The sequence below is a fragment of the Thalassospira sp. genome (genome assembly GCF_040218635.1).
GTDB lineage: Bacteria > Pseudomonadota > Alphaproteobacteria > Rhodospirillales > Thalassospiraceae > Thalassospira.
This window is the reverse complement of the sequence record NZ_JAVJRB010000012.1, coordinates 710,959-728,423: the sequence shown is the minus strand read 5'-3', so window position 1 is coordinate 728,423 and position 17,465 is coordinate 710,959. Positions and strand designations below refer to the sequence as shown.

The 17,465-nt window shown below is 50.9% G+C and carries 15 protein-coding genes and 1 tRNA gene; 8 read left to right on the top strand and 8 right to left on the bottom strand.

Translation table 11 applies throughout. From position 1 onward, the window contains the following. Positions 1-66 precede the first annotated feature (66 nt). From RIC05_RS17315 to RIC05_RS17290, 6 genes are all read right to left on the bottom strand, one after another. A complete protein-coding gene (locus RIC05_RS17315; RefSeq protein WP_350045853.1) occupies positions 67-1,173 on the bottom strand; it encodes a DNA polymerase III subunit delta' in 1,107 nt (368 codons plus the stop codon). Positions 1,174-1,176: 3 nt separating this feature from the next. Then, the gene (tmk, locus tag RIC05_RS17310; RefSeq protein WP_350045852.1) at positions 1,177-1,833 is read right to left on the bottom strand and encodes a dTMP kinase; all 657 of its coding nucleotides are present in this window, start codon (positions 1,831-1,833) and stop codon (positions 1,177-1,179) included. Continuing rightward, positions 1,830-2,912, bottom strand: a complete 1,083-nt coding sequence (locus RIC05_RS17305; RefSeq protein WP_350059768.1) for a D-alanyl-D-alanine carboxypeptidase family protein — start codon at positions 2,910-2,912, stop codon at positions 1,830-1,832. The genes tmk and RIC05_RS17305 overlap by 4 nt, the downstream gene beginning before the upstream one ends. Before the next feature lie 280 nt (positions 2,913-3,192). Continuing rightward, complete coding sequence (locus RIC05_RS17300) at positions 3,193-4,239, bottom strand: septal ring lytic transglycosylase RlpA family protein (protein ID WP_350045850.1); 1,047 nt, start codon at positions 4,237-4,239, stop codon at positions 3,193-3,195. A gap of 68 nt (positions 4,240-4,307) precedes the next feature. Continuing rightward, complete coding sequence (locus RIC05_RS17295) at positions 4,308-5,315, bottom strand: lytic murein transglycosylase (protein WP_350045849.1); 1,008 nt, start codon at positions 5,313-5,315, stop codon at positions 4,308-4,310. A 21-nt stretch (positions 5,316-5,336) separates the two neighbouring features. Next, entirely contained in the window at positions 5,337-6,161 is an 825-nt protein-coding gene (locus RIC05_RS17290) for a YdcF family protein (RefSeq protein WP_350045848.1), read from the bottom strand. Between the two features lie 159 nt (positions 6,162-6,320). Between RIC05_RS17290 and RIC05_RS17285 the strand changes: the two genes are divergently transcribed. Together RIC05_RS17285 and RIC05_RS17280 are read left to right on the top strand one after the other, a co-directional pair. Further along, positions 6,321-6,410, top strand: a tRNA-Ser gene (locus RIC05_RS17285). A gap of 111 nt (positions 6,411-6,521) precedes the next feature. Then, positions 6,522-6,860 (top strand): zinc ribbon domain-containing protein YjdM, encoded by a 339-nt coding sequence (locus tag RIC05_RS17280; protein WP_350040651.1) that lies wholly within the window; start codon positions 6,522-6,524, stop codon positions 6,858-6,860. An 86-nt stretch (positions 6,861-6,946) separates the two neighbouring features. Here the strand turns inward: RIC05_RS17280 and RIC05_RS17275 are convergent, their stop codons facing one another. Together RIC05_RS17275 and RIC05_RS17270 are read right to left on the bottom strand one after the other, a co-directional pair. After that, the gene (locus tag RIC05_RS17275; RefSeq protein ID WP_350045847.1) at positions 6,947-9,187 is read right to left on the bottom strand and encodes a TRAP transporter permease; all 2,241 of its coding nucleotides are present in this window, start codon (positions 9,185-9,187) and stop codon (positions 6,947-6,949) included. A 115-nt stretch (positions 9,188-9,302) separates the two neighbouring features. Further along, on the bottom strand, positions 9,303-10,277 hold the full coding sequence (locus tag RIC05_RS17270) for a TAXI family TRAP transporter solute-binding subunit (RefSeq protein ID WP_350040653.1): 975 nt from the start codon (positions 10,275-10,277) through the stop codon (positions 9,303-9,305). A 301-nt stretch (positions 10,278-10,578) separates the two neighbouring features. Here RIC05_RS17270 and RIC05_RS17265 point away from each other — a divergent pair, with 301 nt between their 5' ends. From RIC05_RS17265 to RIC05_RS17240, 6 genes are all read left to right on the top strand, one after another. Continuing rightward, positions 10,579-12,525: a methyl-accepting chemotaxis protein gene (locus tag RIC05_RS17265; protein ID WP_350045846.1), complete on the top strand. Its 1,947-nt coding sequence runs from the start codon at positions 10,579-10,581 to the stop codon at positions 12,523-12,525. Between the two features lie 432 nt (positions 12,526-12,957). Further along, on the top strand, positions 12,958-13,731 hold the full coding sequence (locus RIC05_RS17260) for an ABC transporter ATP-binding protein (protein ID WP_502989556.1): 774 nt from the start codon (positions 12,958-12,960) through the stop codon (positions 13,729-13,731). A gap of 88 nt (positions 13,732-13,819) precedes the next feature. After that, a complete protein-coding gene (locus tag RIC05_RS17255; RefSeq protein WP_350040655.1) occupies positions 13,820-14,617 on the top strand; it encodes a transporter substrate-binding domain-containing protein in 798 nt (265 codons plus the stop codon). Between the two features lie 111 nt (positions 14,618-14,728). Next, positions 14,729-15,421, top strand: a complete 693-nt coding sequence (locus tag RIC05_RS17250) for an ABC transporter permease (protein WP_350045845.1) — start codon at positions 14,729-14,731, stop codon at positions 15,419-15,421. Between the two features lie 3 nt (positions 15,422-15,424). Then, positions 15,425-16,168, top strand: coding sequence for an ABC transporter permease (locus RIC05_RS17245; protein ID WP_350045844.1), 744 nt, complete (start codon positions 15,425-15,427; stop codon positions 16,166-16,168). Positions 16,169-16,286: 118 nt separating this feature from the next. Beyond that, on the top strand, positions 16,287-17,426 hold the full coding sequence (locus RIC05_RS17240) for a succinylglutamate desuccinylase/aspartoacylase family protein (RefSeq protein ID WP_350045843.1): 1,140 nt from the start codon (positions 16,287-16,289) through the stop codon (positions 17,424-17,426). Positions 17,427-17,465: the final 39 nt, after the last annotated feature.

The window sequence follows — 17,465 nt, the reverse complement described above, 5'->3', positions numbered from 1 at the left end:
AGTCGTGAAACAAAACGGCCCGAAATGGGCCGTAATGGTCAAAATTTCGGTTATTGGGCCGCGATATCAGTTTCGCATGGTGTCTTCAAGCATGAAGAAGGCATTCAGCAAGGCCTGCTTGCGATCCAGATGCAACCCACGGGTCGCGCCCATCAATTCGTTGATCTTTTCCCATACCTCTAGCCATTGATCAAGCGGTTGCGCGGCGGCCATGCGTTGCATGGCAGGTAATTCACCGTCGACGACCTCTCTTGGGGGCTGACCGGTTGCAGCAAAACGGATCATACGCGCCAACCACCAATGAAGAAGTTCGGTGATGGTGGTAAAGGATGCGTCTTTATCGGCGGGGGAAAATCGTTCGGCGAACTTGTGTTGTGCGGCGACGTCGGCATCGGGCAAGGCCGCGATAATGTTCACAAGTTCAGTATAAAGACCTAACCCACCAACTTCGCGAAGCTGCAATGCGCGTCCAATGCTGCCTTCCGCAAGACCAGAAAGCGCATCTCGTTCACCAAGATCCATTTCAGGACAATACCGACCTAACAGATCAACAACCTGATAGTCTTCAAGCGCCCCTAAATTCAGGCGACGGCAACGTGATCGAATGGTCGGAAGCAATCGCCCGGGATGATGAGCAACAAGGATCATCATTGCGTTCGACGGCGGTTCTTCAAGGACTTTTAGAATGGCGTTGGCAGCGTTGCGGTTAAGCTCGTCCGCGGCATCAACAATTACAATACGCCACCCGCCCTCGGCCGAGGTCTTGGACATGAAATTGCCGACCGTTCGCACGCTGGCAACGGTGATTTCACCCTGCAGGCGTTTTTTCTTTTCATCATACAGGCGTTCGACGACTTTAAGGTCACCATGTCCGCCACCGGCAATGCGGCGCGAAACCGGATCTTCCGGATCGACATAAAGTCCATCTGATTGATCACCAAACAGACCAGCACCACCATTTTCGCCGCCGCCAGATAAAATGAACCGCGCCATACGATAAGCAAGGGTGGCTTTGCCAACACCACGTGGCCCGCAAAGCAGCCAAGCATGATGCATGCGCTTGCTGTTCCAGGCTTCAAGAATGGTTTTCTCGGCCTCTTCATGGCCAAGAAGAGCATCATTCTTTCGTGGTGCAAATGGTGTGTCTTCTTCAGTAATCTCGTCGCGGGCCATGGATTAACGTCCCTGCCCGGCAAGATTGTTTTCAACCGCTTTGATCACCCGTTGGCTTACGACATCAATGTCACCCGCTGCGTCTATCACACGGCAACGCGTTGGATCAGACGCTGCGATTTCGCGGAACCCATCCCGTAAACGTTGATGGAAGTCAGTTCCCATACGCTCAAACCGGTCTTCTGCTGCACTGACATTGGCAAAACGTTCCCCTGCCCGTTCCAACCCGGTCTCGACCGGAAGATCAAAAACAAGTGTCAGATCCGGTTTGAAATCACCGATGGCCAAAGTCCATAGATTGCGGATGTAATCGGCACCCAAGCCGTGGCCATATCCCTGATAGGCAACGGATGAATCCGCAAACCGGTCGCACAGAACAACTTTTCCGTCAGCAAGTGCTGGACGAATGGTGCGTTCAACATGATCACGGCGAGATGCAAACATCAGAAAGGCTTCGGTAACTGCATCCCAGCGACCGGGGTCGCCGGTGAGTAAAAGGTTGCGGATTTCTTCTGCACCGGGGGAACCGCCGGGCTCACGGGTCACAACGACGTCGTGTCCAGAACCCCGAAACCATTTCTCAAGGCATCGGATTTGGGTGGACTTTCCGCTGCCTTCACCGCCTTCAAAGCTAATGAACAAACCGGGCTTACCCGTCACCCGTTTGCCCCCCAAAGCAGGTATTTGATAGCAGCGCCAATGCGCCCTACAAAGCCAAGGCGCCCGACATCATGTGCGGCATAAAGCGGGAATTCTTTTGCTTCCTGATCGGGAACTTCGACTTTTAGTGTAGCAATTTGATCGCCCTGACTGATTGGCGCAGGAATTGGCCCTTCGTAAACAACCGAAACCTTCATATCGCGGCTGGCGCTGCGTGGCAGGGTCAGAAGGATATCCTGATCAGCGACCAGATCAACCTTGGTTTCGGCACCAAGCCAGACATTGGCGGCACTGACCGTCGCGCCCTTGGCAAACAGGTCATAGTTATCAAATTCGCGGAAACCCCAATCAAGAAGTTTCTGGGATTCGGTGCGACGTTCACGCACTGAACCCAAACCATTCACAACAATAATCAACCGGCGACCATCACGTTCGGCAGATGCTGTCAGTCCGTAGCCTGCAGATTCTGTGTGACCGGTTTTCAGGCCATCAACACCGGCACTCGTCCCTAGGAGCGGGTTGCGGTTAGGCTGCCGAATACCGTTATAGGTGAATTCCTTTACGGAATAGAGTTTATACAGCTCCGGGAAACTACGAATGGTGTCACGGGCAAGTGTCGCCAGATCATGAACGGTAACCAGATGCCCTTCTGCTGGCCAGCCGGTCGAGTTTTTAAAGACCGATTTGGTCATACCAATACTGCGCGCTTCTGCGGTCATTTCATCGGCGAACGCTTCTTCGGTACCTGCAAGGCCCTCGGCTACAACAATGGCAGCATCATTACCTGATTGCACAATAATCCCATGCAAAAGGTCAGAAACCGAAACGTTGGAGTTTACCTCGACAAACATTTTCGATCCGCCCTTACGCCAGGCTTTCTCACTGACGTGGAACGTATCGTCCATCGAAACACTACCATCCTTGATATGCTTAAATAGCATATGGACGGTCATCATTTTCGTCATGGACGCTGGTTCGGTCAGCGTGTTGCCATCCTTGTCGAGCAGAACCGCGCCCGTATCGAAATCCATGATATAAGCTTCGCGGGCATTGGTTTCTATCGCCTGCGCGCTGGTCATAGACATCGCCATGACGGACCCCAGTATCGCGGCCCCGGCCACTACCCGGTTCAGACTATTTTTGAACGGAATTGGCGGCATCAAAGTCATAGCGTCCTAAACCCTGTATATGAGAATCTGTTTCCATCGGTTGCCCGATGTATTTGCAGTGTTGCTTATGTCGCAAATCCGGCAAAATTGTGCAACATTCAGCGACTTTTCTCACAAAACAAAATTCTTCATGAGAAAGGTATGGCTGTAACTGAACCGCCAAAGCGTTAGCACAGCAAGCGTTTGATAATCAACAGCCTGACTTGGCTGAACCACCATCTGCGCATTCAACAACAACCTTTGCACCGTTCTGCCCGGTGGCGATAACACGTTCCAAAAGAATGTCCGCTTCGGGGACTGTGTTTAACGGACCAAGCCGAACGCGGTAAAATGTGGTTCCTTTTACGTCAATCGACTCAATCTTGCTTGGGGCAAGATCATACAGCCGGTTGCGAAGGTTCAACGCATTGTCATAGATCGAAAACGCACCCGCCTGAACAAAGATCGATGATGGAGGCACCGGGGCGACTTCAACAATGGAGACTTCTTCGACTGTCCCTTCAAGCGGTGTTGTCGAAACGCTTGAAGTTGGTGCTGATGGCGGGGTTAATTTAATCTTCGACGTCGTTGGGGCACCGCTATCGGTGATTGGACCATCGTCAAGACGTACGGTCTCAACGACATCACGCGGAGCCGCCGTAACTGTATTTTGTTCGGCGACAGTGACGGCCGGGGCTGCTTTTCCCTGTGCAATCGCAGCCATTTGACGACTTTCAGATTCGACCACTTCTACCATGACTTTTGCAGTGCCCTTTTTCTCGAACCCAAGCAACTGGGCGGCACGGCGCGACATGTCGATGATACGTCCGTGGGCAAACGGGCCACGGTCATTAATACGAACTTTAAGCGAACGGCCGTTTTCAAGGTTCGTTACGCGCACAACGCTCGGCAGTGGCAAGGTACGATGGGCAGCCGAGACTTCGTACTGGTCAAAAATTTCACCATTTGCCGTTGGCTTTCCATGAAATTTGGGGCCGTACCAAGATGCAATCCCCGTTTCATTATATTCATAGTCAACTGCAGGATAATACCACTGGCCTGCAATCTCATACGGATTACCGATCTTGTAATTGCCAATCTGCGTTGGCTGGGTTTGTCCACCCATGCGTTTCACGCCATGAACAGCAAGCTGGGTTTCAGCACAACCAGCCAAAAGCATACCAAGAGCCACCACGCCCATGGCGAGGCGACCCTTTTTACGCATATGTGCAAAAGCACTTTTTCTTGGTTTTGGCATCAAGGTGTCCCCGCTTAAAGATGCTCTGTCATATGAGGTGCGGGCAAACGCCCTTCACCGAAACCAGTCTAGTTATGACCAGCAATCGCATTTGCCAAAGTGCCCACAGCAATCGCAAAGTATGTCGACCTGTTCCAGTGCATGATGGTGTGGAAGTTATTATAAACCATATATGCAGGGCCTTCACCGTCATTTACGGTTACAATTGATGCTTCCATATCGGCCTTCGGAAGATCCGTGCCATTGGGCATGCGAACACCAAGACTCTGCCATTCTGAAATCGGCTTGCGAATGTCTCGCCCTTCCAGTTTGGTATCAAAATCTTGCGGAATACTAACTTTGCGGCCCCAACGCTCATCAGTCTTCCAGCCGACAGACGAGAGATAGTTCGCAGCAGATGCAAAGACATCTTCCTTTGCACCCCAAAGGTCGATCTTGCCATCAGCGTTCCCGTCGCGGGCGTAATTCAGGAAGGTCGACGGCATAAACTGCGCCTGCCCCATTGCTCCGGCCCATGATCCGGTCATGTCTTCGGCAGCAATGTGACCGGCATCAATGATGGTCAGGGCGTTCATCAATTCTTTACGGAAATATTCAGCACGGCGGCCTTCAAAGGCCAATGTGGCTAGAGAATCGACAACCGAGTATCCGCCAGTGAACCGACCAAAACCAGTCTCTATGCCCCAGAATGCCGTCAGATATTGTCCCGGAACGCCGTATTTTTTGGCTGCCGCGTCAATCACGTCACGATTTTCCGCATATTTCCTGCGTCCCTCATCGATACGCGATTGCGGCACAACGCGCTGAATATACTGCTCGAAGGTCAGTTTGAATTCAGGCTGGCTGCGGTCATATTCAATAACTTTGGGGATTGGTTGGGTTTTGGCGAAGGCGATCTCAAGCGTTGGTGCCGAAATCCCTTTGGCGGCGGCTTCGTTCTTGAAGTCGACCAGCCATTCATCGAACCCTTCTGTGGTGAATTCTGGAAGTTTTTCGTCTGTCTGAGCAAAGGCAGGTGCGTTCACAGTCAGGACAGCAAGCACCGAAGCAGCGGTCATCAGTTTCCAGAGTTTCATCAAAAGCCCCATCCAGGATATTTAATTTTCAGTCGCCTCGGATTGTGGTCCGGGAAACCATTCATTCGATCGGCCAGTCCAGTAATAGGCGGTCAAACCAACCCATTCACGCAGACCACGGCCTAGGGATTTGATACCGCCTGAGACGTTAAGACTTGCTAAATGGATGCTGTCTGATGTGAATCTTCCAACCGGATATGGAATAACTTTCCAGCCTGCTTGGCGAAAAACACCGACCGCGCGCGGCATATGATCCGCAGAAGTCACTAGAACCCAAGGCTTTTGTGCAAGTTCGGGCCATTTTCCATAAACCATCTCACGGCTATTTAGGGCATTCTCATATGTGTTCCGCGCCTTTGTCTCGAAATGCATATTGGGCGTTCGCATTTTCGAATCGCCCAGCCAAGATTCTAAAACAGCGCCTTCGCTAAAACCGCGATCTGACAAAGAGCCGTCTCCACCAGTGAATATGACCGGTTTCGTTGGATATTGGTTTGCCAAACGTAACATCGTGAACACCCGATCAGGCGCACTTAAAAACTGTACTTCACCGCGGTTCAAATAGCTGGTGGGATCAATGCTGCCCGATAGCGTCACAACACCGGCAAACTCAGTTTGCTCCAAATCAGGTCGCTCAAACCGAGTTTCCAGTGTTTGTGACAGGAACGCACCTAGGGGAATGACTGTAACCAGTAACGAAAGTGCGGTCACCCCTACCAATCCGCACAAGGCAAATCGTCGTGTTCTTTTCAGGAACAGGAGACAAAATAGTGCAAACAGGATGATGCCATGCACCAAGCTGATATTGATCAAATATCCGACAATTTTTGAAAGAAAATAGAACACGCAATATAAATCCGAATGTTGCTCACCTTATGGTTGCTAGTACCATACTGAAATCACATTATTTAACCAGCATTCGATGCAATATTCGATTGCCCTATTGACAGCGCCGCGCACCCAATTTATTGAAGCGCCCAGAGCGAAATGCTCGGACCAATTTGCGGAGAGGTGGCAGAGCGGTTGAATGCAACGGTCTTGAAAACCGTCGTGCCTTTACGGGTACCGTGGGTTCGAATCCCACCCTCTCCGCCATTCCCTTCAGACAGTGCAGAATTTAAGAATCTGGCGCAGCCGTAAAAGACTGCGGCAAACGCATGCTGTATCTGCTTTGACGTGTGAAACACCGTCTAAAAGGCCAATGATATGAGCGAATTACCCGCCTGCCCCAAATGCCAATCTCCCTACACTTACGAAGACGGCGACTTATTGATTTGTCCTGAATGCGCGCATGAATGGTCGTTATCTGCTAATACATCTTCGGAAAATGTTGTGCGCGATTCCAATGGAACGCCGCTTTCTGATGGTGACACGGTAACGGTTATCAAGGATTTGAAGGTCAAAGGATCGTCTTCAGTCGTCAAGGTGGGCACGAAGGTTAAAGGCATTCGGCTTGTCGAAGGTGACCATGACATTGATTGCAAAATTCCGGGGATTGGTTCTATGGGGTTGAAGTCGGAATTTGTGAAAAAGGTTGCTGAATAATCAGCCAACACTTTGAAATACTAGTAAAAAAGCGCACCATATCTGGTGCGCTTTTTCGTATTGAAATCAATTACGTTCAGACGGTTTTAGTCAGCACCACCAGTTCGGAATGTTGTGCCCGGTTTCGGATTGATGAAACGCTGGATAAGCAACGTTGCGACCGCAATCGCAACACCGATCAAATCAGTAACCAACCCGCCAGAGATCATGAACAATGCAGCAATGATCAGCGCAATCCGCAGGAACCACACAGCGTTCCGTCCAAGGAACCAGCCTTGAACCCCGGCCGAGAGTAAGAACACGCCAACAACTGCGGTCACAAAGGCCTGTCCGATCTGCAAGTAGGTTCCATCCATAAGAATGGCCGAATTGTAGAAGAACATGAACGGCACGATAAAGGCTGCGATCCCGATTTTGAACGACGCAACAGACGTCTCCATCGGGTTCGCCCCGGATATTCCCGCAGCAGCATAAGAAGCCAAGGCAACCGGCGGCGTAATCGCCGATACAACCGCAAAGTAAAACACGAAGAAGTGTGCTGTAAGTGGTTCAATTCCAAGCTCAATCAATCCTGGCGCAACCACAGATGCGGCAACAGCATATGCTGCCGTCGTCGGCATTCCCATCCCAAGAAGGATGGCAATCAACATTGCAAAGACCAGAGCCAGAAGCTGCGATGCTTCAGCCAGTCCGAGCAGCAGGTTTGAGAACCGCGCACCAACACCGGTAAGAGCAATCACCCCAACGATAATGCCCGCACAGGCACATACCGCGATGATCTGGATCGACATCCCACCCGCGAGTTCAAAGGCCTTCAAAACCGATTTAACGCCCACCCGGTTTGGCGTCAGCCAACTAACCACCACAGCTGCCACTGTTGCCAGCGTACCCGCACGAATAACGGAATAGCCGAGGAACAGAGCAACGATCAGAATAATGATCGGTAAGAACAGATAGACCTGTTTTACCATGACATTAAAGCGCGGGAGTTCTTCTTCTTTCATCCCGCGCATGCCGAGTTTGGCGGCTTCGAAATCAACCATGAAATAGATCGATACGAAATAAAGGATGGCCGGAATAACGGCAGCAATCGCAATATCGGTATAAGGAATTCCGGTGATTTCCGCCATGATGAAGGCACCTGCTCCCATGATTGGCGGCATGATCTGTCCACCGGTCGAGGCGGCGGCTTCGATCGCACCTGCGGTTTTCTTGTGGTAACCAACCTTTTTCATCAACGGAATGGTAAGCGATCCGGTCGCCACCACGTTCCCGGCCGAGGTGCCATTAATCATCCCCATCAAACCGGATGCAAAAATCGCAACCTTGGCGGGACCACCACGGGCACGTCCGGCAACCGAAAAGGCAAAGTTGACGAAATAGTCACCGACTTTGGATGCCTGCAGGAATGCAGCAAAGATAATGAATAGAATGATGTAGGTCGAGGAAACCGCCGTCGTCGGGCCAAGAATACCGGCATCGGTATAAACCTGGCTGAAGAACCGCTGCCAGGTGATTGCCGGCGATTGCAGGAAGCCTGGCAGGAATTGACCAACAAAGACATAGACCAAAAAGATCGAAGCAATGATCACGAGAGCTAAACCTGCCACGCGGCGGGTAAGCTCCATGATCAGCAACGTTCCTGAAATCGCAGCAATTGAAATGCCAATCGGAGCGAACGGCGTCCCTGTCGAGTTACGCATCAAGGTGCCATAGATCGTGATCAAATAGATCGCAACGGCAAGTGCACACACAGTAAGGACGAAGTCAGGTGGAGAATATTTGTCACGGGTGGTTTTATGGAACCATGAGAGCACAATGGCGCCAACTGTCGCAGCCATCAAAGGTGCACCAAATACCCACGTTTCATTGAATTTAATCCGGGCATCCATCCCGTTCCACATGACACCATTATCAATTTCAAAGTAGAAACTGATCGCAGCACCAACGGCAACAAAGGCCGGGACAAGCAACACATAGGACAGATAGCCAAGCAGTGGTGTTTCATTACCCGTATCGTCAGAAAACTGGCTTGCCGAGTACCAGAGAAAACCAAGTGCTAATGCGCCCGCGACGTGGACGATACGGAAATTCCACGTCTCAAGTGGGAAATCAGGTAGGAAACCCAAATTGACAAACCCACCTGTCATGCCTGACAGCGAGACACCATTAAGGGCCAACATATGGAACGCGGCATAGATCGCAGCCGAGATTGTAATAAATGTCAGCCCCCGCCCCTGAAATAGACGGCGGTTGCTTTCAACCGGTTCATCATCAACACCATCGGCGATGAGATGTTCGTCTTCCATTTTAGTCGGTTCGGTCATTAGGTTTCCCCACACTCTTGTTCGTTTGTTTTTGGCAAGCTTCTTTGCGGCGATTGAGTCAAAGCGGGCCGCCAACGACTGGCGGCCCGCCTTTCGGCGTAAAGATCAGGCTGACTTAATAAATCATGTCAGCCGGAATGGATCCGCCATTTTCATTGAACCATTTGGCCGCACCCGGGTGCCATTTCATGACTTTGTTCTTGTCCCAGTTGCTTGGAACAGTAGAACGCGCAGCACGGTGGATTGAAACCATGCGGTCATTGTCAGACATCACAACGTTGGTTGCTTCATAAACGAAGCTTTCCGGAAGGTCGCAATTGGCAATTGCAAAGTTCCACATGGAAACCGAACGTGCCGGTGCAGTCAGTGTCGTGTAGGTGTCAGCAGCAATGTCAAATCCAGATACCGGGAAGGCATCCATGATCTTGGTCTGTTCGTCAGCGGTGAACTCGATAATGTTCACATCAGTCTGAACTTCAAGCTGGCTGACAGCAGGAACCGGAACGCCAGCGGCGAACGCGATCACGTCAAGCAGGCCATCCTGAAGTTGGCCACCAAGGTCGGACCAGCCGCCATTGCGGCGTTCGAAGTTTACACCAAGTTCTTCAAGCATACGCGGGAAGTAGGTGTCCGAGGTGGAGCCCGCCGGGCCGAAGCCGATTTTTGCACCTGCTGGAATTTCAGATACTGACTTGATCCCGGAAGATGACAGAGCGGTGATCGAGAAAGGTGTCTGGTACATAGGGAACATTGCACAGGCTTTGTCCATCTTAACGCCTGGTGCAATCGGGTTGGTGCCCGCAAGCGATTCAGCCGCCGGACCCATCGTGGTCATGCCGAATGCGGCTTCACCAGTGTGAACAAGTGCCATGTTCTGCATTGGGCCGCCGGTGACTTCACCGCCGCCCGAAATGCCGAGTTCTTCAGCTACGAGGTTTGCCCAGCCCGAACCGTATGCGAAAAAGGTGCCGCCCTGCGATGCGGTTCCTACGGTGAAACTGTCTGGCCATCCGGCACGATCCTGTGCAACGGCAGCGGTGCTCCCGAAAGCGAACGCGACCGCCATCCCTGCAAATAAAGCGCGTTTCATTTTATTTCCTCCGTTAAACGGTAGTTTATACGACTTTTGCCCCCAAAGGAGTTCACACATATGGGGAACCTCAAGGTTGAAGGCAATGTGGTCTATTATCAATAACTAAATCCGTTACATTGCATAGTGATGTTGATCTCTTGCCCTATGCGACTTTCGTTGAACGACCTCAGCAGTATCCCACTGAGCACGTATAATCGAATTTACTCAACTAATCATTTGTCTGATGATATAATCGCTTGTAATCGTGGAATAACATTACAATCTGTCTGATTGGTTAGACCTTTGCTTGGGGGACTGGATGTCGTTAAATATTGGCAGTCGTATTTTGCTTGCCGCAGCGTTGATCGTTGTGGCCACATTTGTCGCCTTCATTCTGTATTTTGACTTCCAGCAACGCACTTCCATTCAAAGTGCGCTTCAGTCGAAACTGACAGAAAGCGGATCTCTTGCCACGGCAGGCATATCGAACTGGCTGGATGGTCGCAGGCTTTTGGTTGAAAGCCTTGCAAACAATATTGCACGCGATAGCTCCCCCGAGGCTGTAAGCGAAGTTGCCAGCGGTGAAGCGTTGGTTGAGTCCTTTATCTTTTCCTATTTCGGCAGTGCAGACGGCGTCATGACAATGTATCCGCCAGATGACCTGCCCCCTGATTACGATCCACGCAAACGCCCATGGTATGGTGACGCAGTCGCCATCGGTGACAGTACATTGACTGAACCTTATACAGATGCATCGACCGGTCAGTTGATTGTGACGGCCACCACCCCCGTGCTTGACGGATCCAAGCTGCTTGGTGTTGTCGGTGGGGATATCGACATCACCATTCTGGGCGATCTGGTCCGGAGCATTGACTTGGGCGGGATCGGTTATGCCTTCATGGTCAATGATCAGGGCACCGTTATCATTCACCCCAATGCAGACTTCACCCTAAAACCAATCGCAGAGGTCTTCTCGGAAAACACGCCAACCGTGGCAGAAGGCATGGAAAGTGTCGTCAACGGTACCGGCGATCAGTTGTTTACTTTCTTCCGGGTCGATGGATTGCCGTCGGTCAACTGGTATCTGGGCTTTGCGCTTGATCGTGACGCTGCTTATGCATCCCTTAGCGAATTCCGCTATACCGCGATCATTACTGCGATTGTTGCGGTGTTGGCCATTATGGGCCTGATGGGAATATTGGTACGAAGCTGGGTTTCACGCCCTGTACTGAGTATGACCTCGGCAATGACCCGCCTTGCCAAAGGCGAAAATAATGTCGAAGTGCCTGGAACTGATCTTAAGGACGAGATTGGTGCAATGGCCGCAGCTGTACTGGTATTCAAGAACAATGCCGCAGAAGTGGACAGGCTAGCACGTGAGAACGAACAGGCTACAAAACGGTCCGCAGAAGAACGAAAACGCGCGCTAGATCAAATGGCGGACAATTTCGAAAAAAGCGTGCTTTCGATTGTCGAAACAGTTGCCGAAGCAGCAGAGCGTACTCAAACGGTCGCAACCCAGCTTTCGGCAAACGCTGAAGAGTCCACTGCCCGTGCAGCCGCCGTATCCAATGCGGCGAACATTACGACGGAAAACGTTCAGGCCGTTGCATCCGCGACCGAGGAACTTTCTGCAGCCATTCGCGAGATCGGTGCACAGGTTACCCAGTCTATTAGCGTAGCAACAGAGGCCGTGGATGGGGTCAACAACACGACAGCAACGGTGACTGAACTGGCCGAAGCCGCCGAGCGGATTGGCAAAGTTGTCGGCCTTATTCAGGATATTGCGGGTCAAACAAACCTGCTGGCACTTAATGCCACTATTGAAGCCGCCCGTGCTGGCGATGCAGGTAAGGGCTTCGCCGTTGTTGCCGGCGAAGTGAAATCACTTGCCAACCAGACCGACAAAGCGACCGGAGACATCCAAACCCAAGTGGACGGAATTCAGGGGTCTTCTGCCCGCTCTGTCTCAGAGATTGAATCAATCTCAACAACCATCGAACGCATCAATGAGTTTTGTAACGCGATTGCTGCTGCTGTCGAACAGCAAGGAGCTGCAACACGCGAGATCGCCGATAGCGTTCAACGTGCAGCATCGGGCACGCAAGAAGTTTCCCAAAACGTTTCGGCAGTGTCGGATGCATCAAACATGGTGAGCGAAGAAGCCAATTCGCTTCTTACATCATCACGAGAGATGCGTGAGCTGGCCCAACGATTGCGCGAAGAAGTTCTTGGGTTCTTAAAATCTGTTCGTGACAACAAATAATCAGATCTGGATGCAGGTTCGAACCAAACACCATCGACCTCATGAAACGGGTCGGTGGTGTTCTTATTTGTGATCGGGTTTGGGAAAAAATCTGGTGTCAGCTACGAGATTATGAGGAATCTATAGAACATCGTCCTGATCATTTGATCGCAGTCATACCATTGCCCGAATATCGACTGTGGTTTTTTATTGCGTAAAATCCCTTACTCATGCACGATTTGTGCGATGCAGTTCTTGCTTGTGACGATTAACCGTCTGAAACCGCTGTTTTCTTCATAAAACTGCAAAAAATCAGTGGAAATACTCTCATCGGATGGGCAATTATTGACGGAATGAGAGGCGCGTTAGCGTGTCTTGTGGGGGAGCATCTGATTACAGGTGCTAAGACAACCGAAAAACTGAGACTCTCAACAGGGGAATTTTTAACTCGATATGAGCAAAAACATACCCGCCCTTCAGGTCGAAGGAATGTTCAAAAGTTTTGGGGATCATGAAGTCCTCAAAGGAATAGACCTTGCGGCCAATACAGGCGACGTAATTTCGATTATTGGCTCCTCTGGATCAGGCAAAAGTACTTTTCTGCGGTGTATCAATCTGCTTGAAACCCCGAATGCGGGGAAAGTCCACGTTCATGGCGAACTTATTCGCATGAAGACGCTTAAGGACGGATCGCAGGATGCCGCAGATAAAAAACAGCTCCAACGCATTCGAACCAAACTGGCAATGGTTTTTCAAAGCTTCAATCTTTGGAGCCACCTGACCATTCTGGAAAACGTTATCGAAGCACCGGTTCATGTTCTTGGCATTCCGAAAAAAGAAGCAATCGAGCGTGCAGATGCCTTGCTTCATAAAGTCGGAATGTATGAGCGCCGTGATTATTATCCGGGCCATGTATCTGGTGGCCAGCAACAGCGTGCTGCGATTGCGCGTGCACTTGCGATTGAACCCGAAGTTTTATTGTTTGACGAGCCGACCTCTGCCCTTGACCCGGAACTGGTGGGTGAAGTGCTGAAAGTCATGACTGATCTGGCCGAAGAAGGCCGCACGATGTTGGTCGTCACACATGAAATGGGCTTCGCAAAGGGCGTATCGAGCCACGTAATGTATTTGCATCAGGGACGGGTTGAGGAATTTGGCAATCCGGCTGATGTATTTGAGAATCCAAAGTCGGAACGCATGAAGCAATTTCTTCAGCGGGACTTCTGATTTGGGCAGGCTGTGATTTGTGTGGTCACGGTCGCAAGGATGGGAGCAAGGAATTGTGCGCCATTCCAATTAACAAGGGAGAGTTTGAATGAAAAACTGGATTAAGGTTGCATCTGCAGCTGCTATTGGCATTGCACTGAGCGCATCAGCAGCAAATGCTGCTTGGGAAAAAGTCGTTATCGCGACCGAGGGTGCCTACCCTCCGTTCAACATGATGGACGAAAACGGCAAGCTCATCGGTTTTGATGTGGATTTTGCAAACAAACTTTGTGAAACCGCCAAAATTGAGTGCGAAATCGTTGCTCAAGACTGGGATGGTATGATCCCGGGTCTTCTTGCCAAAAAATATGATGCGATCATTGCGCAGATGTCGATCACGGAAGAACGCAAACGTTCCATCGACTTTTCCGACTATTACAGCAGCACCCCTGCTGTTTTCGTTGGTAAAGACGGCATGAGCATCGAAGCGTTTAAAGACGGCGAAGTCATGGACGGTGCACTTGATGGTAAAGTCATCGGTGTTCAGCGTTCGACCACCCATGCGAACTTCCTGGAAGATAACTTCCCGGGCATCGAAATCCGCATGTATGGTACGCAGGACGAAGCACTGCTTGACCTGACAGCTGGTCGCGTTGATGCAACCCTTGCTGATTCCGGTACACTTGACGATTGGCTGAAGTCCGAAGAAGCCAAAGGCTATGGCTTTGTTTCCAACCAGTTCGCACCGAGCGAATGGTTTGGCGATGGCGCAGGCATTGGTATCCGTCAGGAAGACCAAGACCTGAAAGAAATCTTCAACAAGGCTTTGGCCGAAATGCTTGAGAACGGCTCCTATGCAGAGCTGAACAAAAAGTATTTCCCGGCGATCAATCTGCATCCGAATTGATCTGCGAAATATATCAGGGGCGGCAAATTATTGCCGCCCCACCCTTATTGTTGTTCGGTCTTTTGTTAGGGGCGTGAAGAACGATCAGCATCAAGGAAAGCTGGAGACATTATGCTCGATTTATACGGCCGCGGCTGGCAAATGCTTGAAGGGGGACTGGTTACAGTTCAACTTTGCCTAACCGTCTTGCCATTCATGATTATCATCGGATTGTTGGGCGCATCTGCCAAACTTTCCCGTTATCGTACATTGCGCATTATCGGGGAAAGCTACACCGTTCTTATTCGCGGCATTCCTGAGCTTCTTGTTATTTTATTGATCTATTTTGGTGGCACAATCGCCGTTCAGAACCTTGCCGAATTGATATCGGGTGAAGAAACCCGTGTTGATATCCCGGCATTCTGGTCCGGCGTTGCCGCACTGGCATTGGTTCAAGGTGCTTTCGCATCCGAAGTATTCCGTGCGGCCATGCAATCCATTCCAATTGGCCAGATCGAAGCTGCGACCGCATGTGGCATGAGCCCACGCCAGATTTTCATCCGTATCAAGTTGCCGCAACTCTGGCGGTTTGCCCTTCCGGGGCTTAACAACCTGTTTCAGGTCCTGATCAAGGACACCGCCCTTATTTCTGTGGTTGGTGTCGAAGAAATCATGCGCAAAGCGGCCATTGGTGCCGGAACAGAAAAAGCACCCTTTACCTTCTATCTGGTTGCGATGTTGATGTTCCTTGCATTTACAACGGTTTCTCTGATTGTCTTCAATCATCTTGAAAAGCGGGCTGCCCGCGGAATTGCGAGGGCGTAAGAGATGTTTGAAGATCTGATATACGTTCTTGGGAAATATGACGGGTGGCTTTGGCAGGGTTTTTTGCTTACGGCTGAATTACTGGTCATTTCCGTAACATTCGGCACCTTGCTTGCGATCCCGCTTGCGGTTGCACGTGTTTCCAAAAAAGTCTGGATACAGGCGGTCCCGTTCGCATTCATCTATGTTTTCCGTGGAACACCGCTGATCGGTCAGCTGTTCATGATGTATTACGGTGTTGGTCAGCTTGTCTCAAACATTGATGGCATTCAGGACCACTGGAGCTGGGTCTATTTACGCAATCCCTACTGGTATTGTCTGCTGACCTTTGTTTTGAACACGGCTGCCTATGTTGCCGAAATCATGCGCGGTGGCATTCAGAATGTGCCGAGTGGTGAATTGGAAGCTGCACGTGCTTGCGGCATGTCATCATCGACGACATATCGCCGCATTGTTTTCCCCCGCATGTGGCAAATGATCTGGCCTGCTTACACCAATGATGTGATCTTTACGCTTAAGGCCACCTCGCTTGCATCTACCGTCACCATGATGGAATTGACCGGTGCGGCGCGCAAAATTGTCGCACGCACGGCCCTGCCCTATGAAGCGTTTATTTCGGCCGGTGTGATCTATTTGATCATCGTCTATACCCTGACATTTGGCTTTAAGGGTGTTGAGCGTTATTTGCGCCGGAATGAACGCCGTAAAGACAAAGCGCCAGGGGCTGCCAAACCCGCCTCCGCATAAGAGTTAGAATACGAAAGCAGCCCGGTATCTTGGTGATAGGCATCCGCAAAACTGTTGCGACATGCTTTGATCCAGCCGGGCTTCTTTGCCCCACGCCACCACTTTCCAGGATACCACCATGCAAGAAGAACGCATCGAACTCCTTCGTCCCCAGATGGGCACATCCCGCACATTAACGGTCCGCCGTTATGGCAAAGCCGGTTCAGGTCCAAAAGCCTATTTCCAGGCGGCCTTGCACGCCGATGAGCTTCCCGGTGTCATCACCTTGCATCATCTCGAAGCGCTTTTGAAAAAAGCTGACGAAAAAGGTGAAATCACCGGCGAGATTGTCCTTGTACCGTTCGCCAACCCGATTGGCTTTACGCAATATGTCGATATGAAACCGCTTGGAAGGTTTGAGATGCGCAGCGGTCAGAACTTCAACCGTCACTACCCCGATCTAAGTGATGCGTTGATCGACGCTGTTAACGGAAAACTTGGGCAGAACCCGGACGAAAACGTTAAGTTGATCCGTTCTGAATTGCGTCGCCTCATTGTGGAACATCGCAAGGACGTAAGCCCGTTGACCGATCTGCAGGACCTTCGCCTTACCTTGGCGGAACTTGCAATTGATGCCGATTATGTGATGGATCTGCATTGTGATTGGGAAGCACCGATGCATCTTTACATTAGCGATCACAACTGGCCAGATGCAGCTGATCTGTCAGCACAAATCGGCTCAGAATGCAGTCTGATCGCCGAAATCAGTGGCGACAACCCGTTTGACGAGGCGTTTAGCCGTCCTTGGGTCGAACTCCGCCGTGCATATGGCGACAAATTCCCGATCCCGATGGCGACCCTTGCCACCACCATTGAGTTGCGAGGTGACCGTGATGTTTATGATGAATACGCCATTCCAGATGCGGCAAATATGTTCAAGTTTTTGCAACGTCGCGGGTTGATTTCGGGTGATCCGGGGCCCCTGCCCGAAGCCAAATGTGATGCGACCCCGCTTTCAGGTGTTGATCGTGTAATGGCGCCACATGGCGGTATGGTTGTGTTTGCTGCCCAAGCTGGCGCCAAGGTCAAAGCAGGTCAAGAATTAGGATATGTTCTTGATTGCGAAACCGGTGAAAAGACTGTGTTTTCAAGCAGTGTTGATGGCGTTCTGTATTCCCGAATTGGAACGCGCTTGATCGTGCCGGGGGGATATTTGTGTTCTGTTGCTGGTGACAAGCCGATAGCCGGACGTGAAGGACAGCTGTTGTTGTCGAAATAACTTGTCTTTCCAGCGTTCAGAGCCGGTTCTTCCTGTTCT

What these genes read in the sequence shown, in the direction of transcription:
- RIC05_RS17270 (WP_350040653.1), bottom strand. Translation starts at nt 10,277, where the DNA reads ATGAAACGCGCTTTATTTGCAGGGATGGCGGTCGCGTTCGCTTTCGGG.
- RIC05_RS17300 (WP_350045850.1), bottom strand. Translation starts at nt 4,239, where the DNA reads ATGCCAAAACCAAGAAAAAGTGCTTTTGCACATATGCGTAAAAAGGGT.
- RIC05_RS17255 (WP_350040655.1), top strand. Translation starts at nt 13,820, where the DNA reads ATGAAAAACTGGATTAAGGTTGCATCTGCAGCTGCTATTGGCATTGCA.
- RIC05_RS17260 (WP_502989556.1), top strand. Translation starts at nt 12,958, where the DNA reads ATGAGCAAAAACATACCCGCCCTTCAGGTCGAAGGAATGTTCAAAAGT.
- RIC05_RS17315 (WP_350045853.1), bottom strand. Translation starts at nt 1,173, where the DNA reads ATGGCCCGCGACGAGATTACTGAAGAAGACACACCATTTGCACCACGA.
- RIC05_RS17280 (WP_350040651.1), top strand. Translation starts at nt 6,522, where the DNA reads ATGAGCGAATTACCCGCCTGCCCCAAATGCCAATCTCCCTACACTTAC.
- RIC05_RS17245 (WP_350045844.1), top strand. Translation starts at nt 15,425, where the DNA reads ATGTTTGAAGATCTGATATACGTTCTTGGGAAATATGACGGGTGGCTT.
- RIC05_RS17240 (WP_350045843.1), top strand. Translation starts at nt 16,287, where the DNA reads ATGCAAGAAGAACGCATCGAACTCCTTCGTCCCCAGATGGGCACATCC.
- RIC05_RS17250 (WP_350045845.1), top strand. Translation starts at nt 14,729, where the DNA reads ATGCTCGATTTATACGGCCGCGGCTGGCAAATGCTTGAAGGGGGACTG.
- RIC05_RS17295 (WP_350045849.1), bottom strand. Translation starts at nt 5,315, where the DNA reads ATGAAACTCTGGAAACTGATGACCGCTGCTTCGGTGCTTGCTGTCCTG.
- RIC05_RS17305 (WP_350059768.1), bottom strand. Translation starts at nt 2,912, where the DNA reads ATGACCAGCGCGCAGGCGATAGAAACCAATGCCCGCGAAGCTTATATC.
- RIC05_RS17275 (WP_350045847.1), bottom strand. Translation starts at nt 9,187, where the DNA reads ATGACCGAACCGACTAAAATGGAAGACGAACATCTCATCGCCGATGGT.
- RIC05_RS17265 (WP_350045846.1), top strand. Translation starts at nt 10,579, where the DNA reads ATGTCGTTAAATATTGGCAGTCGTATTTTGCTTGCCGCAGCGTTGATC.